This is a genomic window from Mycobacterium heckeshornense (assembly GCF_016592155.1).
GTDB lineage: Bacteria > Actinomycetota > Actinomycetes > Mycobacteriales > Mycobacteriaceae > Mycobacterium > Mycobacterium heckeshornense.
Genome location: NZ_AP024237.1, coordinates 874,871 through 897,386 on the forward strand (window position 1 = coordinate 874,871; position 22,516 = coordinate 897,386).

Below are 22,516 nucleotides of genomic sequence, written 5' to 3' on the forward strand. Positions count from 1 at the left end.
TAAGCGGTTGACTAGGCCTCGTGACCACAGCGCGGACTGCGCGCAGCGAGCGGGCCAGCACCACGCAGGAAGCGATCCTTGCCGCGGCCGAGCGGCTGTTCGCCGAGCATGGCGTCTTCGCCGTATCGAACCGGCAGGTGAGCGAGGCCGCCGGTCAGGGCAACAACGCCGCGGTCGGCTATCACTTCGGCACCAAGACCGATCTGGTGCGCGCCATCGAGGAAAAGCACCGGGCACCGATTGAACGGCTGCGCGAGCAGATGGTGGCGGACATCGACACCTCCAGCGACATGCGGGCGTGGGTGGGCTGCCTGGTGCGTCCGCTGACCGAGCATCTGGCGGCCCTAGGCAACCCCACATGGTATGCGCGATTCGCCGCGCAGGTGATGACCGATCCGGCCTATTACCACATCGTGGTCAAGGATGCGCTGAGCTCGCCGTCGCTGGTCCAGGTGATCGACGGTATCAACCACTGTCTGCCCGAGTTGTCGGCCGCAGTTCGCGTGGAACGCAACGTGATGGCCCGAAACCTGCTGGTTCACACCTGCGCCGACTTCGAACGGGCGCTGGCCACCGGCGCACCAGTGCCACGGCCCAGCTGGGACGCCGCCGCGTCTGGTCTGATCGACGCCATCGTGGGGCTGTGGCTGGCGCCGGTTACCCCATGGGAGGGCAGTCTGCGATGAAAGTAACGGTGGATCAAGACAAATGCGCTTCGTCGGGTAACTGCGTGATGCGAGCGCCCGAAATCTTCGACCAGCGGGACGAAGACGGCGTCGTCGTACTGCTCGACCCGAACCCGCCGGCCGAGCGGGCCGACGATGCCCGCGACGCGGCGGCAAACTGCCCCGCACTGGCCATTCACATCGAGGAGTGACGAAGTGTCCGACACCCTCACCGGACCCGCAACCGAGGCCGCCGCCGAGTTCCCCGACTACCCGATGGCCAGGGACAGCCGCTGCCCGTTCGCCCCGCCGCCCGACGTGCTGGCGCTCGGCCAGTCCAAACCGCTGAGCAGGGTGCGGATTTGGGATGGCAGCACGCCATGGCTCATCACCGGCTACGAGGAAGTGAGGACGTTGTTCTCCGACCCCCGGGTCAGTGTTGACGATCGGCGTCCCGGGTTTCCGCACTGGAACGAGGGCATGTTGTCGACCGTGCACAAGCGTCCGCGGTCGGTCTTTACCTCCGACGCCGAGGAGCACACCCGGTTCCGGCGGATGTTGTCGCGGCCATTCACGTTCAAACGGGTCGAAGGCCTGCGACCGGTAATCCAGCAAATCACCGACGAGCACATCGACGCCATGCTCGCCGGCCCCCAACCAGCCGACCTGGTGGCCGCGCTGGCCCTGCCGGTTCCCTCGCTGGTGATCAGCCAGCTGTTGGGTGTGCCATATGAGGATGCCGAATTCTTCCAGCACCACGCCAACATCGGGCTGGCACGCTATGCGACCGGCGAAGACGCGGCCAAAGGCGCAGCCGGACTGTCGAAGTACCTGGCGAAACTGGTTGAAACCAAAATGGACAACCCGGCCGAGGACGCAGTATCGGATCTTGCCGAACGCGTCAAGGCGGGCGAGATCAGCGTGCGCGAGGCCGCTCAACTCGGAACCGGGCTGCTGATCGCCGGACACGAGACCACCGCCAACATGATCGGGCTCGGCGTGCTGGCGCTGTTGGAAAACCCCGACCAGTTGGCGGTTCTTCGGGACGCCGACGACCCGAAGATCATCGCGAACGCGGTCGAGGAACTGCTGCGCTACCTGTCCATCATCCAAAACGGGCAGCGCCGGGTCGCGATCGAGGACATCGAGATCGCGGGAGAAGTCATCCGCGCCGGCGAGGGCATCATCATCGACTTGGCTCCAGCCAACTGGGACCCCAAGGCTTTTGACGAGCCCGAGCGGTTGTACCTGCATCGGTCCAGAGCCGGTCAGCATGTCGCCTTCGGGTACGGCAGGCACCAATGTGTGGGCCAACAGCTGGCTCGAGCCGAACTTCAGATCGTGTATCACACCCTGTTCCGACGGGTGCCCACTCTGAAACTGGCTGCGCCCGTTCAAGACATTGCATTCAAGCATGACAGGCTCGCCTACGGCGTCTACGAACTGCCGGTGTCCTGGTAGAAGACCTTCATCCGTCCGCCGCCGATGAGTAGTCTCGACACGATGGTGATCCGATTGGAGGGTCAACAATGTCCACGCAAGCCACCAGCGTCTCGCTCTACCCCCCGGAAGGATATGGCGCGCCGAAGAATCGACGCGGCCATGCCGACCTCAGCAATGTGGGCCTGCCGGAGGGAACGGTGGTTTTCTCCGCGGACAACCACATTTCGCTAGCCGAGGACATTTTTTACCAGCGCTTCCCTGACGAGCTCAAAGACAAGGCGCCGCGCATCTGGTATGAGGACGGCGCGTACCAACTCGGCCGCAAAGGCCAGTCGTTCCTGCCGGGCGATTTCAGCGCGGTGCTGATGCAATACGACGACCTCCCCGGCGCCGGAAGCACCAACATCGAGGCGCGCATCCAGGAGTTGCACGAAGACGGTGTCGACAAAGAATTGGCGTTCCCCAATGCCGTTTTGGCGCTTTTCCACTACCCGGACAAGCAAATTCGCGAGCTTGCCTTCCGGATCTATAACGAATACATTGCCGAGTTACAAGAGCGCTCGGGTGGCCACTTCTACGGCGCCGGCCTGATTAACTGGTGGGACCCTCAAGGTACCCGGCGCACACTCGCTGAGCTGAAGTCACTGGGCCTCAAGACATTCCTGTTGCCACTGAATCCCGGTAAGGACGACGAAGGCAACATTATCGACTATGCAAGCGACACCATGAGCCCGGTGTGGGACGAGATCGAGGACGCCGGCCTTCCGGTCACCCACCACATCGGCGAAACCCCCCCGAAAACCCCGTGCCAGTACAACAGCGTGGTCGTCGGCATGATGATTAATATCGACGGCTTCCGGGAGGCGTTCTCGAAATACATCTTTTCTGGGATCCTCGATCGCCATCCCAGGCTGCGTATCGGCTGGTTCGAAGGCGGAATCGCCTGGGTCCCTTGGGCTCTGCAAGACGCCGAGCACCTGGTGGCATCGTACCAACACATGTTCAACCGGCCTCTGGAGCACGACGTGCGCTACTACTGGGACAACCACATGAGCGCGTCGTTCATGGTAGATCCGCTGGGGCTGGAGCTTATCGACCGCATCGGTGTGGACAAGGTGATGTGGTCTTCGGACTACCCGCACAACGAAAGCACCTATGGTTATTCGGAGAAGTCGCTAACCGCGGTCGTCGACGCCGTCGGGCCTGCGGCGGCCGCGCGGATCGTCAGCGGCAACATCACTGAGTTCTTAGGTCTGTAAGGCCACTATGATGACGACGTCCGTTGCTGCACAACCGTCCTCGATCGAGATTCCGGAATCCCCGGATCTGGCTCGGATGCGTCGCGAGACCGGTGCGAGGCTGCGCGCAGCGATGTCCGAGCGCGGAGTCGACGCGCTGATCCTGCTCGGCAACAACAACGTCGTCTATGCCACTGGCGTGAGCTGGCCGTTGGGTGACGCCGGGCTGTCCTATGTCGAACGCCCGGTTGCGATAGTGATTGCCGACGACCCGTGGCCGCACCTGTTCCTGCCGTTCCGCGAGGGTGCCGCGTCGGAATCGGGGCTGCCCGCCGATCACGTGCACGGCCCCGTCTATCTGGAATTCGACGAGGGCGTCGAGCATTTCGTTCGTGCTGTCGAGGACTTGATCCCAGCTGGGTCGGTCGTCGCGGTTGACGAGTTGACCGGTGCAATGCGCCGCGCGCATCCACAGCTGTTTCGGGCCGGCCGGCCGGCCGATGCCGCTCCGGTAATCGGAGCGGCCAAGGTTGTCAAGACTCGCGACGAACTGGCCTGCATCCGCCGCGCGTGTCGGATCACCGACCAAGCGATGGTCGACGTCCAAGCTGCACTTGCACCGGGAATCCGGCAGATTGACTTGTCGGCCCGTTTCCTGCGCAAGGCATTCGAGCTGGGGGCGATGGCGAGCATGCTTGAACCGATCTGGCAGATAATGCCGCAACGCAAAGCGGATGCAGTGTGGACCACCCACGGTGACTTGGCGCTGCCGCTGCTGACTACAGAGCGCAAGCTCGCCGAAGGCGACGTCTTGTGGACCGATGTCAGCATTACCTACGCCGGTTATTGCTCCGATTTCGGCCGCACCTGGATCGTGGGCTGTGAGCCCACGCCCCGTCAACAGGCGCAGTTCGACAAGTGGCGCGACATCATGGCGGCGGTGCTCGACGTGTTGCGCGCCGGCACCACCGCGGCGGAGCTGGGCCGGGCCGCGACGAAAGCCAACGGTGGGACTCGGCCCTGGCTTCCGCACTTTTACCTGGGACACGGCATTGGGGTGAACGCCGCCGAAACACCCATGATCGGAACCGATCTCGGCGACGAGTTCGACGAGAATTTCGTATTCGAGCCGGGCATGGTGCTGGTTTTGGAGCCGGTGGTGTGGGAGGACGGCACCGGCGGTTACCGCAGCGAAGAGATCGTTGTCGTCACCGAGAAGGGCTGGCTTCAGTTGACCGACTATCCGTATTACCCGTATGGCCTGCGCTGACGACGATGCAGAGCGCAGCGATGAGGAGGAGTAGCGCCGATGGCCTGCGCTGACGACGATGCAGAGCGCAGCGATGAGGAGGAGTAGCGCCGATGGCCTGCGCTGACGACGATGCAGAGCGCAGCGATGAGGAGGAGTAGCGCCGATGGCAACTGAGGTCCTGCCCGACGAGCGGGCGCTGCGCTTAGGGCGTCGCGAGCGTGCGTTCGCCCAAATGGCCGACTACGACCTCGACGTCCTGGTGTTGGGCCGGCAGGCAAACGTTCGTTATGTGGCCGGCGCGCCGCAACTGTGGGTGGCCGGCACCCGGCCGTTCGGTCCGACCTGTGTGGTGGTCCGCGAAACCGGGGCGATCCACCTGCTCAGCACCTGGGACGAAGGTGTGCCTGATGACATTCCGCACGAGAACCTGTACGGGATCGCGTGGAACCCGATGAACACCATTTCGGTGCTGCAACGCATCGAGGGTGCGTCGACTGCGAAACGTGTTGGCACTGATGCGCTTTCGCCGGCCTTCGCCCAACTGCTGCCGATGGCCTTTCCCAAGGCCGAGCTGGTCGACGGAGAGCTGGCCATGCGGGCTGCTCGCCGGATAAAGACACCAGAAGAGGTGGCTGCCCTGCGCGCGGCCATCAGCGTCGCCGAGGCAGGACTGGCTGCGGCGGTGGCGGAGTTGCGACCAGGCGTCAGCGAGAACATGTTGGCCGGAGTCTTGCTGGAGGCCATGGCCGCTGGCGGGGTGAGCACTCCCTCCACCCAGGACGTCGCATGGGTGACCTCGCCTGAGCACCCGTGGCGGCGGGGAAGCGACGATGGGCGGGTGCGGCCCGGCGACCTGGTCGCCTTCTCCGCGGGCGTGCTCGGCGGCGGTTACACCGGCGAGGTCGGCCGGACCTGGCCGGTCGGCGAGCCCAAGTGCATCGAGGCTGTCGCCGCGCTGTATCGGCGCTGGGAGACGTTGTGGTGCAGGCTTATTGACGCATGCTGCCCGGATGCGCCGGCCAGTGACCTGCTGGCCGCCTACCAGGCATCGGGCGAGCCGTTACCACCCATGCCGGTGGCGCGGGGCTTGGGTATGGGCTTCGACCCGCCGGTGGTGTCACAGCACTTGCCGGCGACCGCCGGCGAGGAACGGCTAGAGCCCGGCATGGTGCTCGCGCTCACCGGCTATGTCTGGGAGGCCGGCGTCGGCGCGGTGTTCGGCCGCGACGCGGTGCTGATCACCGCCGATGGCCACGAGGTCTTGACGACCAGCCCGTCAGCACACAGAACGGTTGGTGCAGCCAATGGTTGACGCTCAACGGCCCGCTCCGGAAGAGATCATCCTTTACGCCAAGGATGCCGAAACCAAGATCGCGACGATCACCTTCAACCGGCCCGAATTCCTCAACGCCCCCACCGCAGCTGCGCGGCTGCGCTACGCCGATCTGCTGCGCGGCGTCACCGTCGATGACGACGTCAAAGTCGTGGTGATACGCGGTGTGGGTGATGACTTCGGCAGCGGCGCTGATCTTCCCGAGTTCATGGAAGGTCAAGATTCGCCCGAGTTCCGCCTTGCCGAGCTGCGGCTGGAGAACCAGGGTATCCGCTACCCGCCCAAAGGGTCATTTCGCCACGGCGCCACCATCAGTGCCTGGTATGCCAATTCGCAGGCCGGCAACCGGCCGTTGCAGGAGCTGAAGAAAATTAGCATCGTCGAAGCCAAAGGCTATTGCTACGGCTGGCATTTCTACCAGGCAGCCGACGCCGACCTGGTGATCTCGTCCGACGACGCGCTGTTCGGGCATCCGTCTTTCCGGTACTACGGTTGGGGGCCCCGGATGTGGACGTGGATCCAGACTATGGGGCTGCGCAAGTTCCAGGAAATGGTGTTCACTGGCCGACCGTTCACCGCCGATGAGATGTACCAGTGCAACTTCGTTAACAAGGTGGTGCCACGGGATCAGCTGGAAGCCGAAGTGCAGAAGTACGCGCTGGCATGTGCGCGTAATCGACCAACCGACACGGTTTTCATGCAAAAGGTGTTCTTCGAAGTGGTCAAGCAATATCAGGGTGAGTACATGGGCAGCCTGCTGTCTGCGTTCTTCGAGTCGATGGGCGGCCACATTCACCATGACGTCGACGACCTGGAAATGGGGGAGGCGATTGACCGGGGTCTCAACGACGCCGTTAAGGACAACGACAGCAAGTTCCCCCCTGAGTTCCGGCTTAGCAAATCCAGCCGCAAGAAGAACGGCTAGCGCGTGGAGCCGTTGAACGGGTACGTCGTCATCGACCTGTCCACCGGTATCGCCGGCGCCTACTGCACAAAGCTGCTCGCCGACGGCGGGGCACAGGTGATCAAAGTTGAACCTCCACAAGGAGATCCACTACGGCAGTGGTCGGCTTCCGGCAGCCGCATCCAAGCCGGCAGTGATGGAGCACTGTTCAGCTTCCTGGCCTGCTCCAAACACAGCGTCGTTGCCGATGCCGCCGCAGACGGCGATGTCGAGTTCGTTCAACGGTTGCTGTCATCGGCCGACGCCGTGATATGGTCGCGAGGCTCTGCGATCGCCGAACACCCGTCGCTGGCGCCGACCGAAATCCATCGCGCCCACCCCCACTTGGTGGTCACCGCGATCACACCGTTCGGGCTGGACGGTCCCTGGCATGACCGCGCCGCAACCGAATTCACGCTGCAGGCGTGGTCGGGCGGGATCGTCGCGCTCGGACGCGGATCTCCGGACCGGGCGCCGGTATTCGTCGGCGGCCAGGTCGGTGAATATCTCGCCGGAGCCTACGCCTGCGCAGCGACGCTGGCATTCCGCGGGCTCGGTGGCCGACTTGTCGACCTCTCCATGCTGGAAGCCCAAATCCTCGGCCTCACCTATCACCCGGTCACCTACTTCCAGATGCTCGGCCGACCGTGGCGAGACGCCCGAAAGGTCACCGTGCCAGGTATCGCGCAGGCCAAAGACGGGCTGGTTGACCTCGGCTGCGGAACCGCTCAGCAGTGGTTCGATCTATGCGCAATGACGGGCCACCAGGAGTGGATCGACGAAGATTCACCGCTGTCGATCACCGAACAGGCCAACGAGAAAGCCGACGACATCTACGCGTGGGTCCAAAGCCACACTGTCGATGAAATCCGCGACCTGGCTACCGCATTCCGGATTCCCAACGCTCCTGTTGCCAATGGCGCCACCATCGCCGACCTGGACCACTTCCGCGCCCGGGGTTCCTTCGTGAGCAACCCGCGCGACGGGTTTCGCCAGCCCGGCCATCCATACCGGACGCGGCCCGCACTTCTTCGCCCGCCGCAACCGGCGCCACGGCTGGGTGAGCACACTGCGCAGTACCGCCAGTCGCCCCCGTCCGTCCGACGGTCGGCGCCTACACCCGACTCGGCTGACCGCTTGCCGTTCAGCGGATTACGGGTGCTCGACCTGACGACCTATTGGGCTGGTCCCTGCTGCACGCATTTTCTGGCTCTGCTGGGCGCGGAGGTGATTCATGTGGAGTCCACCCGCAAACCAGATGGCACCAGGCTGATCGCCGGTATACCGATCACCGAAGATCAGTGGTGGGAAAAGTCACCGATCTTCTCGGCGCTTAACACCAACAAGAAGGGCTTGACGCTCGATTTGCAAAGCGAACGCGGACGCGAACTGCTGAGCCGTTTGATCGCGACATCCGACGTTATCGTGGAAAACTTTACTCCCAGGGTGCTGGACCAGATAGGCGTGGATTTCGCTGCTGCCCAGGCGATCAGGCCGGATGTGATAATGCTCCGGATGCCCGGGTTCGGGCTCGACGGTCCCTGGCGCGACCAGCCTGCATTTGCCTACGTCATTGAAGCCGCCTCCGGATTGAGCTGGCTTACCGGCTATCCCGATCGGCCTCCCTATGAGCCGTACTCGATCGGCGATCCGAATGCCGGCGTGCACGCCGTTAATGCGCTTCTGCTCGCGTTGGAGCACCGCCGTCGCACCGGGCAGGGAGTATTCGTCGAAGCAGCCATGGTCGACGCTGCGGTCAACATCGCCGCCGAGCAGGTTATCGAGTACAGTGCCTACGGCGCTCTACTGCAACGCGCCGGAAATCGGGGACCGTGGGCAGCTCCGCAGAACCTTTACCGCACCGCCGATGTCGACGAGTTCGGTCGGCTCGACAGCTGGGTCGCGATCGCCGTCGCGACAGACCGGCAGTGGGAGGGCTTGTGCGAGGTGCTCGGACGACCGCAATGGGCAATGGATCCCGCGCTGTCGACCATGGCGGGGCGACGCGAGCGCCACGACCTTATCGACGCGCATCTGGGGGCCTGGTGTCAGCAGCGCGCCGGCGACGAGATTGTCCGCTGTCTTTGGGACGCCGGTATCTCGGTGGCGAAGGTGATGCAGCCGCATCGGCAAACCGAGCTGTCACAGTTAGCGTTTCGCCACTTCTTCGAAGACGTCGGCCACCCGATCAATGCTCGGGTGGCACACAGCACGCTTCCGATGCGGCTGTCGCGCGGTCCGGAACGCTTCCATGTCCGTCCCGCGCCGCTGCTCGGCGAGCACAACCATGAGCTGCTCGCCGAACTCGGCGTGACACGCGAGGAGATCGCCGACCTGGAAGCCGACGGCGTGATCGGGCGGGCACCTGCCGGCTACGGCAAGAAAACCGCCACAGCATGAGATGGTAGCTCTGTGCCAATCAGCCCGTCTGATATCCAGCTGACCGGTCGTGTCGCCGTGGTGACCGGCGGGGGTGCCGGCATCGGCCGCGGTGTCGCGGCCGGCATGGCCGCTTTCGGCGCCACGGTGGCGATCTGGGAGCACGACGCTGACAGCTGCGCATCAGCCGCCGAGTCCATCGGCGCGCTGGGCATTACGACGGACGTCCGCGACGGCGAGCAGGTCGACGCCGCGCTGCAGCGCACGACCGCCGAACTCGGTCCGGTGACAATCCTGGTCAACAACGCCGGCGGCACATTCTTCTCGTCGTTGCTCGACACCAGCGAAAACGGCTGGGACGCGCTGTATCGAGCGAACTTGCGCCATGTGCTGCTCTGCACCCAACGGGTAGCGCGCCAGTTGGTTGCCGCCGGGCTACCGGGTAGCGTCGTCAACCTGACGTCCATCGAAGGTGTCCGGGCCGCACCGGGATTCGCTGCATATGCCGCGGCCAAAGCCGGGGTCATCAACTACACCAAGACTGCGGCGTTCGAGCTGGCGCCACACGGCATTCGCGTCAACGCGATCGCACCAGATGTCACGGTGACAGAGGGACTGACCAATCTCAGCTTCGGCGACCTTGACGCGATCGGCCACGCCATTCCGATGGGCCGCCCGGGTACCGTCGACGAAATCGCCAGCGTTGCTGTGTTTCTCGCATCCGACATGGCGAGCTACCTCACCGGAGAGACTCTGCATGTCGACGGCGGAACGCATGCGGCCGGTGGCTGGTACCGCCACCCGCAGACCGGGCAGTTCCGATTCGGCCCAGGCTAGCCGGGCACTAGTGTTGCCATCCGTCGGCCTCTTGGTCGTCGAATGTTCGGTCGATGCGCTCGAACCTCCGACGGATGGGGGCTCGCGCGGCCTGATGCGGCAGGATGTAGAGCCGCCCAGCGTGCATCGCTTCGACGGTCAGACGAGCGACCTCGTCGGCGTCGAGGATCACATTCTCGCCCACGGCAACTTGTCGGGGATCTCGCGGCGTCGAAAGCGCTTCGTAGTCGGTGGTGCGGTTACGCGCGGAATCGGCGATGTTGGTTGCCACAAGCATCGGGCACAACACCGACACGCCGATGACGGCGGTCTTAACTTCGCGGGCAAGCGTCTCGGCGAGGGCGACGACGCCGTACTTTGCAACAGAATACGGCCCCAGGCCGACATTGGCCACCAGACCCGCAAAAGATGACGTGAATAGCAGATGGCCGCCTTCGCCCTGCTCGAGGAGCCTGGGCAGGAAAACCTCGACACCGTGAATGGGGCCCCAGAGGTCGACGTCGATCACCCATCGCCAGTCGTCGTGCGCCATCTGCACGATCGGCCCGGCCACCGCGATCCCGGCATTGTTGCACACCGCATGCACACCGCGCAGGGGGCGGAACGCCTCGTCGGCAAGGTGATCAACCTCGTCCAGGCGCCGGACATCGCAGACCACGCCGTGTGCATCCAGTCCCTCACCGCGTAGCCGCGCGACGGCTTGTTCCAGAGCCGGTTCTTCCATGTCTCCAAGCACGATCCGGGCTCCGCGACGAGCGAGTTCGCGGGCCATGGCCAACCCGATTCCACTCGCGCCGCCGGTGATGACCGCGCCACGCCCGTCGAAGCTGTCCATGGCGCGAAGCTTAGGCGCTGAACGTGATTACTTCAGGCAGCTGCCAGCGTCGACCGGAAGCGTCACACCGGTGATGTAGCGGGCCTCGTCGGACGCCAAAAACAGCACCGCGTTGCTAATGTCCTCAGGCTCCACCCAGCCGATCGGCAACGTGTGCATCATCTGTGCGACGACCTTCAGGTCGTCGGGCCCAGGGTTCTCGAGGTCGGGCCGGAATAGTTTCATCGTGCCCTCGTTCATGAACAACGGGGTGTTCACGTTGGTCGGATGCACCGAGTTGACGCGAATCATGTGCTGGCCCAACTCGACTGCAAACGTGCGCATCAGTCCCACAACACCGTGTTTGGCTGCCACATAGTGGCCGGTGTGCGGATATGCCTTGAGGCCGCCGACCGAGCTGGTCAAGATGATCGATCCGCCGCGGCCGCCCGCGAGAATATGTGGCACACCGGCTTTCACGGTCTTCCACACCCCGGACAGGTTCACGTCGATCATTTCCTGCCAATCGTGCTCAGTGGTTTTGTCGAGGGTGTCACCGCCGTTGCCAATGCCGGCGTTGGCAACGATGATGTCCAGCCGGCCAAGCTGCTCCACGCCGCTGTCCACCGCGGCTTTCAGCGCGGTGTAGTCGCGGACATCGACTTCAGCGGTAACGATGCGGCGGTCGAGACCCTTGACCAGGTCTGCAGTTTGGGCGAGATCCTCCGGTGTCGAAGCGGGAATCGTGGTGTTCTCCACAATTGGCTTGCAGACGTCGATCGCGATGATGTCGGCGCCCTCCTGCGCCAATCGCACTGCATGCGATCGACCTTGGCCACGCGCCGCCCCGGTGATAAATGCGACCTTGCCTTCGACTCGCCCAGTCATCGCTACCTCGTTTCTTGTCGGTTCGGGTTTAAGGGATAACGGCCACCATCGATTCCCAGCCGCGCACTGTCGAAGTGGGGGAGAGCCTGGCGTTCGTCAGATCGACGTCCCACTCCGGGAACCGCTTCAAGATCTCCTCGAGCGCGATCCGTCCCTCGAGGCGCGCCAGCGCCGAACCCAGACAGTAGTGGGTACCGACACTGAACGTTAGGTGCTGGCGCGGTTCCCGGTGAATATCGAAAACATCGCCGTCAGGCGGGAATTGACGGTGATCGCGGTTGGCCGCGCCGATCAGCATCATCATGACGCTGCCCTCCGGCACGGTCTGGCCATACCACTCGACGTCGCGGGTCACATATCGAGCCACATGCGGCGCGGGCGGCTCGAAACGCAGCAGCTCCTCGATGGCCCGGGGGATAAGTGTCGGGTTTTCGACCAATTCCCGCCGCTGGTCGGGGTGTTCGGCCAGCACCTTGCCGGTCCAGCCGATCAGACGGGTGGTGGTCTCGTTGCCGGCGCCCGAGACGACGCTGACGTAGGTGAGGAGTTCTTCACGGGTCAGTCGGCGCCATACACCCTTTTCATCCTCGAATTCCACGTTCAGCAGCTCGGTCATGATGTCATCGGAGGGATGCTCGGCCCGCCAGTCGATGTACTGGGCGAAGAACTCGCCGCTGACCATCCCGTCCATGGCGGCCTTCATCGGCTTACCCTCTTCGGTGCGCATCTGCGCATTCGCGAAATCACGGGCAGCTTCTTGATCTTCCTCGGGAACTCCGAGCAGCATGCCGATCACGCGCATCGGCATCTGCGCCCCGAGGTCAGCGACGAAGTCGAACCGGTCGCTGCCAATCAACGGATCCAGGCAAGTAGCACAGAATTCGCGGATCTTAGGTTCGAGCGCGTTGATCTTGCGTGGTGTGAACATGCGCGCCAGCAGCTTACGGTGCACGTCGTGCAGGGGCGGATCCTCGAAAATGATCACACCCGGCGGGATCTCGATGTTGGCCTTGATGAGCTCGAGGATCGCACCTCGCGCCGAGCTGAAAGTCTCGTAATCGACCAATGCCCGGTCAACATCGGCGAACCGGCTCAGCGCGTAGAAGTCGTGTTGCTCGTTGTAGTACAGGGGCGCTTCTTCGCGCAGCCTTCGGAACATCCCGTACGGGTCAGCGTTGAGTTCGACGTTATATGGATCGAAGTACACGTCGCTGGTAGCGCTGACTGTCACGGATATCGCCTCTCGCTCCAGGTTCTGGATGGTCGGACGCTCCCGGGGGGAAACGGTGTGATCCGGCCATGGTGTCACCGGATACATTTATGCTACTTCAGGCTCTTGATTTTTAAGAATCTAATTCTCAGTGTGCGATAGTCGCACAGCGACGCTGTGCCCGCGAGAACCTAGCTTCCGCCCGTGTCCTTGACGAATCCCCGCGAGCAGAAGTCCCAAACTTCGTCGGCAGTGATGGGATGGATGGTCGCCTCATCGGTGCCACCGCTGGACTGCGCGATGAACATGACCGTCTGCATGGTCATGGCCGCCATGCGCCGCGGGTTGATCCCGGCGCGTAGCTGGCCGGCCGCACCCACCTGTTCCATGAGCTCGGTGAGCAACGCAAGCAGCGGTGCGTGAGCGACCTTTACCTCGGCGGGATGGGATACCAGCAAACGCGGCGCGAAGTCGGTAAATAGCGGCCGCTTCGCGGTGGGGTCGGGGCGAGACGCCTCGAAGAGCAGCTGCACCGCCACTTTCAACCGCTCAAGCGGATCGGAATACCCCGCGATGGCGGCGCGAATCTGGTCGGCCGCGCGGCTCAGTGCGTCTTCGAAAAGGGCGAGCAGCAGCTCATGCTTGCCGTCGAATTGCAGGTAGAAACTCCGTAGCGACTGCCGGGACCGGTCGACAACCTCCTGGACGGTGAAGTCTGTGCTGCCCTTCTCGATGATGATGGCCTGCGCGGCATCCAGGAACCGCTGCACGCGCTGCGCAGCCCGCAGTTTGGCCGTCTTGATCGAGCGTTCAACTGCGCGCTGCTTCCAGGCCGGCTCCTCACTTGGGCTGGTCACGGGCGTCTCAGATGATTGCCGCGAGGGGAGAACATGATTGAACTGTACAGGAGAACGCCGTGTCATCGGTCCCGTAGACCCCCTCACAGACGCCGTGTCTGAGATTGTAACTTTCGGATGATGAGAATACTATTCTCTTGCCGGTGTCCGGGGAAGCAGAATGCCGATAGTTGGGCGCCGTCTGCGAGGGAGCACCTGTGCAACTGACTTTTGACGCCGAGGTCGAGGCATTCCGCGCCGAGTTCGCGGCATTTCTCGACGAGCACGTGCCCGACGCCGCCCGGGCCGTCGAGCGGCCGCGCTCCTGCTCACACATCCCGGAGTGGGCGCGAAGCTGGCAGCGCCTGTTGTTCGATCACGGGTGGTTGTTGCCGGGCAACCCGCCGGAGTTCGGTGGCCGCAACGCGACGGTTTTGCAGCAGTATGTGCACGCCGACGAATTGTCACGGCGGCGAATCCATCTGAGTTTCAATCCGCAGGGTGTCGGCATCGTCGCGGCATCGGTTCTGTCGTTCGGCACCCCGGAGCAGAAACGGCGTTGGGCCGTGCCGATTCTGCGGGCCGAGATGACCGCCTCGCTGGGCATGAGTGAACCCGGCGCGGGTTCGGATCTGGCGTCGTTGCGGACGCGCGCGGTGCTCGACGGCGACCATTTCGTAGTCAGCGGGCAAAAGGTATGGACTTCGGGCGCACATGATGCTGACGTGTTATTGACGTTCGTGCGTACCGATCCGGACGCCCCGAAACACAGGGGGATCAGCGCCTTACTGATCCCGACCGATACCCCGGGAGTGGTGCGTCGGCCCTTCGCCACGGCATGCGACCCAAGTGATGTGGATTTCAACGAAGTGTTCTTCACCGAGGTGCGGGTGCCGGCAGAGAATCTGGTGGGCCCGCTGAATCACGGGTGGCAGGTGGCAACCGGTTCGCTGGGGCATGAACGCACCATGCTGTGGATGGGGTATGCCGATCGGCTACGCGAACTTATCGTCGACTTCCGCCCGTCGCGGCCTCTCGATCGTGACCGCTACGCCACCCTGGTCATGGATGCTTATGCGTTGCGGCTGATCGGATCCGCGGCGCTCGCGCGCGCCGATCGTGGAGAGCAGGATATACCCGCCCTCTCGGTATTGAAGCTGCTCGGATCGGAGGCCGTGCAGAGTGCTTCCGAGCACGCGCTCAACGCTGTGGGCGCCGACGGGTTGGTGCACCCCGCGGTCACGGGACCGGTTGCGCCACTGAACCTCGACGCTCACTATGGCAGCTGGTTCGACCGTTACTTCCGCAGTTTCGCCGGAACCATCGCCGGCGGCACATCCGAGATCCAGCGCAACATCATCGCCGAACGCATACTCGGGTTGCCCCGAAACTGAGGTCAGCTCACAACTGCGCCAACCGCGGCGCGAAACCCTTCGCCCGCAATATGGATCCGGCTTCTCGAGTCAATTCACGTGTGTTGCCGAGCATTCCGTCGAGGACCAGCGAGCGCTTCACATGGCGGTGCAGCTCATGCTCGGCGGTAAAGCCAATTCCGCCTAGCACTTGCTGGCAATGCCGCGCAGCGGTCAACGCGGCCTGGCCGGCCGCGGCTTTGGCCAACAGGCAGCCCAACTCATCGCAGGCGGCCTGCAGCGCGGCTTCCGCGCCTTCGATGGCGACCAAGGTTTCAGCCAGCCGGTGCCGGATGGCCTGGAACGAGGCGACAGGCCGACCGAATTGGACTCGGTCGAGGGCATGCTGGCGCGCCCGTGTCAGCATGGCTCGGCTGCTGCCGACCAGCCACCAGCCCAGTGCGCGCCGGCCAGCGGCCAGCGGCAGCGGCTCACCGTTGGGCACACGGCGGATCGGAAGCTCACCACCCAATGTCGTCGTCGCGCCGTCGGTGCGCTCCCAGACCACCCATGATCCGCCCGCAAACGGCAGCGGCACCGTGCCGCCGGCGTCACGGCCGGCAGCATGCAGCACGACGTCGTTGATTACCGGCGCATGGGAGCCGGTCTCGCCGAGCAGTCGAAACACCAGCGGGACAGCGGAGTCAGGCATTTGGGTGAGCATGTCGAGCCAGCCGAGTTCAGCCAACGCCTCGTCGAGCTGTCGGCCTGACGCCGTGGTCATCGTCTTGCGCACCGCCTCCTCCAGCAGCTGCCAGGACTCGGTGTCCATGCTCACTCCTTGCCCAGCTCCAGCAGTCGGCGCGCGATAATGTTGCGCTGTATCTCGGCGGTGCCGCCGTAAATTGTTGCCGCACGCGAGTAAAGGTATTCCGGACGCCATGGCGACTCGTCGAGCTCGACGACACCGGGGAGCATGTCGCGCACGGAGTCGTACAGCCGTTGCTCGGCGGTGGCCAGCAATACCTTGTCGATCGAAGTCTCCGGGCCCAGCCGCTGACCATCCGCCAGCCGATGCAGCGTGGCGCGTGATCGACAGCGCAAGGTATGCAACGCCAAATACGCCGCGCCAAGGCCGAAATCGTCGGGATCGACCGCTTCGGCGATGAGCCGGTCGAATCGTGAATACAGGTAAGCGATCCGCTGCCAAAAGCACGTCGAACGTTCGTAGGGCAGCAGGTCCATCGCCAACCGCCAGCCGTCACCCGGCTTGCCCAGCATACGGCCCGCGGGGATCACCACATCGTCGAAATACACCTCGCAGAATTCGTCCACATCATGCATCGTGCGAAGCGGTCGAATGGTGATGCCCGGTGTGTCCAAGTCGACGAAGAACGCGGTAATGCCCTCGTGACCCGGTGCGGTGCGGGTCAGCAAGATGCACCGCGTCGAGAATTGCGCGAAACTGGTCCAGACCTTCTGACCGTTGACGATCCAGTCATCACCTCGCGGGGCGGCCCGGGTGGACAGCGACGCCAGGTCGCTGCCAGACCCTGGTTCGGAAAAACCCTGACACCAAAGCTCGCGACCGCTCAACAGCCTCGGCACCATTTCCGCTGCCAGCTGTGTCGGCGCATACTCGATCATCGTGGGCGCAAGAACCTCGACCATCGAGTAGGGGCCCGGCTCGGCCAGACCGCGGCCGACGACTTCCTCCCCGACGATTGCCCGAAGTATCGGGGGCCCACCCAATCCGCCGACTTCGACCGGCCAGCCGTAGCGCATCCACCCGGCGTCGTAAAGCGCCCGGTGGACCCGGACCAGTTGCCGCATATGACCTTCGAGCGAACGATCCGGACCCGGAGTCAGGTCATGGTCGTCCAGCCACGTACGCAGATCCGCCCGGAACTGCTCGACGTTCATGTCGACGGTGGTCGCCCGACTGCGTGGGGTCGTCCGGAATCGTGGGCGCCGCTGCGCCGAATGAAGGTCATGGACCGGGTTTTCAGCCGCCAGCCATCGGCGGTGCGGGCGTAGGTGTCGCGGTAGTAGCCGATGCGCATGTCATGCGTGGCATGGTCGATGAAACACAAGGGCTGGGTGCCGGTCGCGGTGTCACCGTCGATGTCGATCAATGCTGTCCCGGTGAGGAACAGACCCTTTGGCGCGGCTGCAACCAGCTCCGGGAACTTGTCGAGATGATAGGTCTCCCCGAATGCACTATAGGTGCCGTCCGGTGTGAAAACCCCTAGCAGGCCATCGATGTCCTCTTGGGTGATCGTGACCGCGTACCGGGCAAGCAGCTGTTGGATCTCGACTAGGTCGTCAGTTCTTGTTGGCATACACCTTGCCACCTTTCATGACGAACCGCACATCCTGCGTAACAGTGATGTCCTGCAGGGGATTTCCTGGCACCGCGATGATGTCGGCGAGCAATCCTTCAGCCAGCCGGCCACGATCGGTGACATCGATGAGTTCCGCGGCGGTGATGGTCGCCGCCCGCAGCACAGCCACTGGCGGTAAGCCCAGGTTCACCAGTGTGACCAGCTCGTCGGCGTTGCGGCCATGCGGTATCGCGGGCGCATCGGTGCCCACAGCGATCTTGACGCCTGCTTCGTAGGCCGCTACCACCGACTTGCGCGCCCGGGGAAACATTTCCGCGGCTTTGGCCTGCAGCTCCGGTGGGGCGTGCGATACGTCCATCGCGTCGGCCAGTCGCCGTGTCGTCACCAGGAAGGTGCCGTGACGCACCATCTCGGCGATGGCCTCGTCGTCGACCAGAAAACCGTGCTCGATGCAATCGATCCCGGCCGCCACCGCGTGCTTGACCGCGTCGGCGCCGTGGGTGTGCGCGGCGACCCGTAGTCCGCGGCGGTGTGCCTCGTCCACGATGGCACGCAGCTCCTCATCCGAATAGTGTTGAGCCCCAGGCGGGCCAGTCAATGACATCACTCCGCCGGAAGCACACACCTTGATCAGCTGGGCGCCGTGCTTGATCTGGTAGCGCACTGCCTTGCGCACCTCGTCGACGCCGTTGGCGATCCCTTCCTCGACCGTGAGCGGTAAAACGCCAGGTGCGAGGGCCTGAAACATCGTCGGATCCAAATGCCCGCCGGTCGGGGTGATCGCGTGACCGGCCGGCACTACCCGGGGACCGTCGATCCAGCCCGCATCGATCGCCTTGCTCAGCGCGACGTCGAGCAGGTAGCCGCCGGTCTTGACGAACAGCCCAAGATTGCGCACCGTGGTAAACCCGGCACGCAGTGTGCGGCGGGCATTCCCGACGGCCCGCAACAGCCGCGTCGGAGGATCGTCCTGGACTTGGGACAATCCGGGCTGTTCCCCGCGCCCGCCCATCAGGAGGTTGACCTCCATATCCATCAACCCCGGCAGCAGAACCTGCTCGCCGAGGTCGATGACGTCCCCGGACGCCGAACCGCCCACTGCGACGATCCGCTCCCCGTCGATCTGCAGGATCCCGGGCCGGACGATCTCGCCGGCGTCGACGTCGAGCAGTCCGGCTGCCTTGAGTGTCAACACTTCTCAGATCACCGGCTCCCGAATGCAGTCGAGATAGGTGGCGCCGCTGTCGGGCACCTTTGGTTGCTTCCACGCCTCGATTGGGAACGACACGGTGATCAGCGACTGCATCAGATGCATCAGTGTGCGTGCGTCGTCGGGCAGATCGTCGAGCGGGAACTGGTCGCAGTAAGCGATCACGTCATCCATGCGGGGGAACGCCGCGTCGTAGAACGCCTGCATCTCGGCCATCGAAGAGGACAGCCGCTTGGCGTAGCGTTCCGGTTCGGTGGCCAGATCCCAAGCCAAAAATGGCTCCAGGTCAGCGAATTCAGCGGGCAGAGCCATTGTTGCGGTACTCCTTGACGTAGTCCCCGGTCACCTTGTGCAGATGGCGGAGCAAGATTTCCTGGTCACACAGCGGGAATTCGCGAACCACCCGGGTGCCGATCATCGTTTGGGTGGCCTCCAGCGTATTGGCATCCTGCAGCGCGTACTCCTTGAACGTCACCGCAGCCAACTCTTGGGCCAGCCGTTCCCGCGCGTTTCTGGGCGGCACGAAATACAGGCTGGTCTCGAAGATGTGCCTGTCCACGGCGGTCGGCCAGTAGTGATACGTCAGATACCAGCCCGGTGCCCAGATCAGCAGCATGAAGTTGGGGAAGAAGTGCCACGAATCGATACCCCACTGCGGGGCTCCGGTCGGATTGACACCCGGGGGCAGCTGATCGAGCTTTTGGATCACCTCTGGCCGGTCCCACGGGCCGAACAGCCCACTGCGCAACTTGCGGTCCATGGGTTTGACCATCTTCAGGTCCGCCGGCGGTGCCTGACCGCCCCAGGTGGAGATCATCGCGTGCGGGCTCGCCAACTCGTAGTAGAGCGCCTCGAACCCGTGCTTTAAGATCTTGGCGGCCTCTTCCTTGGTGTACTGCCCCTGGTGCAGCACCGGGGCATGGTAGAACTCGGCGAACGCGTCGATGAACAGCTTCCAGTTGGCGCCGACCTCGGCCTTGTACGTATACACCTCGGTCATCTCATGGAACGGGTAGCCCTCGATGCCCTTGGCCAGTCGGCCCAGGTACTCCTGCAGCGGCTGGGCATTGGCGTCGAGGTTGACAAAGATGAACCCTTCCCACACCTCACAGCGCACCGGGACAAGTCCGTACCGGCTCTTATCGACGTCGAAGAACTCATCCTCCTGCTGGATGAAGGTCAGCTCGCCGTCGAGGCTGTAGCGCCAGGCGTGGTACTTGCAGGTGAATTGGCGGCACGTACCTGAGGTTTCCTCGTGCGGATAGTCGTTCCACACCAGCTTGTTTCCCCGGTGCCGGCACATGTTGTGGAACGCCTTGATCGACCCGTCCTTGGTCTTGACCACGATCACCGACACGCCCGGGCCGGCCGAGGGCAGCTCCTTGGTGAAGTAGCTGCCGGTACGCGGCAGCCGCTCAACTCGCCCGACGTTGAGCCAGGTCCGCTTGAAGATCGCCTCGCGTTCGGCTTCGAAGAACGCCGGGTCGATGGAGTCGGTGTAGTCGACGGGCGCGGTGCCCAGTTCCGGATAGTTCTCAGTCCAGCTTCCCGCAGCCGGTTTGGGGAAGTGTGCCACGGTAGTTACCTTTCTTGCTCCACTTCGACGCCGAAAGTGTTCAGGGCCATCGCCAGTGCGGTGTAGCCGCCGATCGTGAAAATCAAGTCCATCCGCTGCCGCTCATCGAGCCGCTCGCACAGCGTGGCCCAGGTTGAATCGGACAGGTTGGTTTTCTCGTCGAGTTGATCGACCGCGAGCAGCACTGCCCGGTCGAATTCATCGGGCGCCGCACCGGAGCGTGTCGCGGCGATGTCGTCATCGGACAACCCCACCCGTTTGCCGAGTGCCACGTGGTGAGACCACTCGTAGGCGCAGCCGCGCCGGTGCGCGACCCGAAGGATGACCTGCTCTCTGACCCGTGGCGGCAGCGTCGACCTGGTCAGCAGGTACCCGCCGAAGCGAAGGAACGCGCGCGCCAGCTCCGGATGGCGGGCCAGGGTGGCCAGAAGGTTGCCGGCGTCGCGCGGATTGCGCCGGTCCGCCGGCAGCATGTCGGCGAGCGATCGCTGCACAGTCTCGTCCCACTGGTCGGCCGGCAGCGGTTCCAGGCGCATCAAGCGGTCCCCTCTCAGATACAGAGAATCATATTCTCATTTCTAACTAATAGACTTGCACGATTCGATCACTAGGTCAATCCCGGCTGCGACGTGGAACTTCGGCGACTCCGGCCACCCGCGCAGCACGGCGCACGCCGGGCAATAGGAGCTGGCAGATGTTGATTCTCGTCTTACGAGAAGATAGTTTTCAAAGGTAGTGAACCACAGGCGGAAGCTTGAGGCAGCGGACGCAACTACGAACTTAAGGAACGGCGATGAACAAAGACGACATGATCCTGATCAGCGTCGATGATCACACGGTCGAGCCGCCGGACATGTTCAAGAACCATCTGCCGAAGAAATACCTCGACGACGCGCCCCGGCTGGTGCACAACCCGGACGGCTCGGACACCTGGCAGTTCCGCGACACGGTGATCCCGAACGTGGCGCTCAATGCCGTGGCCGGCCGCCCCAAGGAGGAGTACGGGTTGGAGCCGCAGGGGCTCGATGAGATCCGGCCCGGCTGTTACAACGTCGACGAGCGGGTCAAGGACATGAACGCCGGCGGCATCCTCGCCTCGATTTGCTTCCCCTCATTCCCGGGCTTCGCCGGGCGGCTGTTCGCCACCGAGGACCCCGAATTTTCGGTGGCGTTGGTGCAGGCCTACAACGACTGGCACATCGAAGAATGGTGCGGGGCCTACCCCGCCCGGTTCATTCCCATGGCGTTGCCGGTGATCTGGGATGCCGAGGCGTGCGCCCAGGAGGTGCGGCGCGTCGCCAAGAAAGGGGTGCACGCGCTGACCTTCACCGAGAACCCGGCGGCGATGGGTTACCCGAGCTTCCACGATCCGTACTGGAACCCGCTGTGGAAGGCGCTGTGCGACACCAACACCGTAATGAACGTGCACATCGGGTCATCGGGCCGGTTGGCGATCACCGCACCCGACGCGCCGATGGACGTGATGATCACACTGCAGCCGATGAACATCGTGCAGGCCGCCGCGGATCTGCTGTGGTCGCGGCCGATCAAGGAATACCCGGACCTGAAGATCGCGCTGTCGGAGGGCGGGACCGGCTGGATCCCGTACTTCCTCGAACGGGTGGACCGTACGTTCGAGATGCATTCGACGTGGACCCACCAGAACTTCGGCGGCAAGCTGCCGTCCGAGGTCTTCCGCGAACACTTCCTGACCTGCTTCATCAGCGATCCGGTGGGCGTCAAGCTGCGTGACATGATCGGCATCGACAACATCGCTTGGGAGGCTGACTACCCGCACAGCGACTCGATGTGGCCGGGGGCGCCGGAGGAGCTATGGGACGTCCTCGCCGAGAACAACGTGCCCGACGACGACATCAACAAGATGACCCACCAGAACGCCATGCGCTGGTACTCGTTCGACCCCTTCAGCCACATCTCCCGTGAGCAGGCTACGGTTGGGGCGCTGCGCAAAGCCGCTGAGGGGCATGACGTTTCGATTCGTGCTCTCAGTCACCACAAAGACAGGTCGGGCTCGTCGTTCGCGGACTTCGCAGCCACCGCGAAAGCATTGACCGGCAACAAAGACTGAGGCGCCCACCGGGCTTTGTTCGGGTGAGCTCCGGCGAGATTGCGTTCAGGGTTGTGATTTTCGCCGATTCACGACCACCACTGCAATCTCGGCACATGAACTGACC

The 22,516-nt window shown here is 63.7% G+C and carries 22 protein-coding genes; 11 read left to right on the forward strand and 11 right to left on the reverse strand.

Annotated elements, in window-relative coordinates:
* The first annotated feature begins 20 nt into the window (after nt 1-20).
* From MHEC_RS04185 to MHEC_RS04225, 9 genes are all read left to right on the forward strand, one after another.
* On the forward strand, nt 21-686 hold the full coding sequence (locus MHEC_RS04185; protein WP_048890126.1) for a TetR family transcriptional regulator: 666 nt from the start codon (nt 21-23) through the stop codon (nt 684-686).
* Nucleotides 683-877 (forward strand): ferredoxin, encoded by a 195-nt coding sequence (locus tag MHEC_RS04190; RefSeq protein ID WP_048890125.1) that lies wholly within the window; start codon nt 683-685, stop codon nt 875-877. Before MHEC_RS04185 ends, MHEC_RS04190 begins: the two co-directional genes overlap by 4 nt.
* A 4-nt stretch (nt 878-881) precedes the next feature.
* On the forward strand, nt 882-2,126 hold the full coding sequence (locus MHEC_RS04195) for a cytochrome P450 (RefSeq protein WP_048890124.1): 1,245 nt from the start codon (nt 882-884) through the stop codon (nt 2,124-2,126).
* A 179-nt stretch (nt 2,127-2,305) separates the two neighbouring features.
* Nucleotides 2,306-3,367: an amidohydrolase family protein gene (locus tag MHEC_RS04200; protein WP_172442153.1), complete on the forward strand. Its 1,062-nt coding sequence runs from the start codon at nt 2,306-2,308 to the stop codon at nt 3,365-3,367.
* A 10-nt stretch (nt 3,368-3,377) separates the two neighbouring features.
* Complete coding sequence (locus tag MHEC_RS04205) at nt 3,378-4,616, forward strand: M24 family metallopeptidase (protein ID WP_048890181.1); 1,239 nt, start codon at nt 3,378-3,380, stop codon at nt 4,614-4,616.
* A 145-nt stretch (nt 4,617-4,761) separates the two neighbouring features.
* On the forward strand, nt 4,762-5,910 hold the full coding sequence (locus tag MHEC_RS04210) for a M24 family metallopeptidase (RefSeq protein WP_048890122.1): 1,149 nt from the start codon (nt 4,762-4,764) through the stop codon (nt 5,908-5,910).
* Nucleotides 5,903-6,856: an enoyl-CoA hydratase/isomerase family protein gene (locus tag MHEC_RS04215; protein WP_048890121.1), complete on the forward strand. Its 954-nt coding sequence runs from the start codon at nt 5,903-5,905 to the stop codon at nt 6,854-6,856. Before MHEC_RS04210 ends, MHEC_RS04215 begins: the two co-directional genes overlap by 8 nt.
* A 3-nt stretch (nt 6,857-6,859) precedes the next feature.
* Nucleotides 6,860-9,274 (forward strand): CaiB/BaiF CoA-transferase family protein, encoded by a 2,415-nt coding sequence (locus MHEC_RS04220; protein WP_048890120.1) that lies wholly within the window; start codon nt 6,860-6,862, stop codon nt 9,272-9,274.
* A 12-nt stretch (nt 9,275-9,286) separates the two neighbouring features.
* A complete protein-coding gene (locus tag MHEC_RS04225; RefSeq protein ID WP_048890119.1) occupies nt 9,287-10,090 on the forward strand; it encodes an SDR family NAD(P)-dependent oxidoreductase in 804 nt (267 codons plus the stop codon).
* 7 nt (nt 10,091-10,097) lie between these two features.
* Here MHEC_RS04225 and MHEC_RS04230 read toward each other — a convergent pair whose 3' ends face one another.
* The 4 genes from MHEC_RS04230 to MHEC_RS04245 form a co-directional block, all read right to left on the reverse strand.
* Nucleotides 10,098-10,925, reverse strand: coding sequence for an SDR family NAD(P)-dependent oxidoreductase (locus MHEC_RS04230; RefSeq protein WP_048890118.1), 828 nt, complete (start codon nt 10,923-10,925; stop codon nt 10,098-10,100).
* Nucleotides 10,926-10,952: 27 nt separating this feature from the next.
* Nucleotides 10,953-11,792 carry a mycofactocin-coupled SDR family oxidoreductase gene (locus MHEC_RS04235; RefSeq protein WP_048890117.1) on the reverse strand — a complete coding sequence of 280 codons (840 nt, stop codon included), beginning with the start codon at nt 11,790-11,792 and terminating at the stop codon, nt 10,953-10,955.
* Nucleotides 11,793-11,820: 28 nt separating this feature from the next.
* Complete coding sequence (locus tag MHEC_RS04240) at nt 11,821-13,023, reverse strand: cytochrome P450 (protein WP_048890180.1); 1,203 nt, start codon at nt 13,021-13,023, stop codon at nt 11,821-11,823.
* A gap of 170 nt (nt 13,024-13,193) precedes the next feature.
* Nucleotides 13,194-13,859, reverse strand: coding sequence for a TetR/AcrR family transcriptional regulator (locus MHEC_RS04245; RefSeq protein WP_048890116.1), 666 nt, complete (start codon nt 13,857-13,859; stop codon nt 13,194-13,196).
* A 197-nt stretch (nt 13,860-14,056) separates the two neighbouring features.
* Between MHEC_RS04245 and MHEC_RS04250 the strand changes: the two genes are divergently transcribed.
* Entirely contained in the window at nt 14,057-15,232 is a 1,176-nt protein-coding gene (locus tag MHEC_RS04250; RefSeq protein ID WP_048890115.1) for an acyl-CoA dehydrogenase family protein, read from the forward strand.
* Nucleotides 15,233-15,239: 7 nt separating this feature from the next.
* On the opposite strand, the gene MHEC_RS04255 is transcribed toward MHEC_RS04250, so the two are convergent.
* Genes MHEC_RS04255 through MHEC_RS04285 form a run of 7 tightly spaced genes read right to left on the reverse strand, consistent with a single transcriptional unit; the run spans nt 15,240 to nt 20,857 of the window.
* Nucleotides 15,240-16,022 (reverse strand): acyl-CoA dehydrogenase family protein, encoded by a 783-nt coding sequence (locus tag MHEC_RS04255; RefSeq protein WP_048890114.1) that lies wholly within the window; start codon nt 16,020-16,022, stop codon nt 15,240-15,242.
* A 2-nt stretch (nt 16,023-16,024) separates the two neighbouring features.
* The gene (locus MHEC_RS04260; protein ID WP_048890113.1) at nt 16,025-17,113 is read right to left on the reverse strand and encodes an acyl-CoA dehydrogenase family protein; all 1,089 of its coding nucleotides are present in this window, start codon (nt 17,111-17,113) and stop codon (nt 16,025-16,027) included.
* Nucleotides 17,110-17,532: a nuclear transport factor 2 family protein gene (locus MHEC_RS04265; protein ID WP_048890112.1), complete on the reverse strand. Its 423-nt coding sequence runs from the start codon at nt 17,530-17,532 to the stop codon at nt 17,110-17,112. The genes MHEC_RS04260 and MHEC_RS04265 overlap by 4 nt, the downstream gene beginning before the upstream one ends.
* Complete coding sequence (locus MHEC_RS04270) at nt 17,516-18,730, reverse strand: metal-dependent hydrolase family protein (protein WP_048890111.1); 1,215 nt, start codon at nt 18,728-18,730, stop codon at nt 17,516-17,518. The genes MHEC_RS04265 and MHEC_RS04270 overlap by 17 nt, the downstream gene beginning before the upstream one ends.
* Before the next feature lie 3 nt (nt 18,731-18,733).
* Nucleotides 18,734-19,057: a hypothetical protein gene (locus tag MHEC_RS04275; RefSeq protein ID WP_048890110.1), complete on the reverse strand. Its 324-nt coding sequence runs from the start codon at nt 19,055-19,057 to the stop codon at nt 18,734-18,736.
* A complete protein-coding gene (locus tag MHEC_RS04280) occupies nt 19,041-20,321 on the reverse strand; it encodes an aromatic ring-hydroxylating oxygenase subunit alpha (RefSeq protein ID WP_048890109.1) in 1,281 nt (426 codons plus the stop codon). The genes MHEC_RS04275 and MHEC_RS04280 overlap by 17 nt, the downstream gene beginning before the upstream one ends.
* Before the next feature lie 5 nt (nt 20,322-20,326).
* Complete coding sequence (locus tag MHEC_RS04285) at nt 20,327-20,857, reverse strand: carboxymuconolactone decarboxylase family protein (protein WP_048890108.1); 531 nt, start codon at nt 20,855-20,857, stop codon at nt 20,327-20,329.
* A 257-nt stretch (nt 20,858-21,114) separates the two neighbouring features.
* Here MHEC_RS04285 and MHEC_RS04290 point away from each other — a divergent pair, with 257 nt between their 5' ends.
* On the forward strand, nt 21,115-22,410 hold the full coding sequence (locus MHEC_RS04290; protein ID WP_048890107.1) for an amidohydrolase family protein: 1,296 nt from the start codon (nt 21,115-21,117) through the stop codon (nt 22,408-22,410).
* Nucleotides 22,411-22,516: the final 106 nt, after the last annotated feature.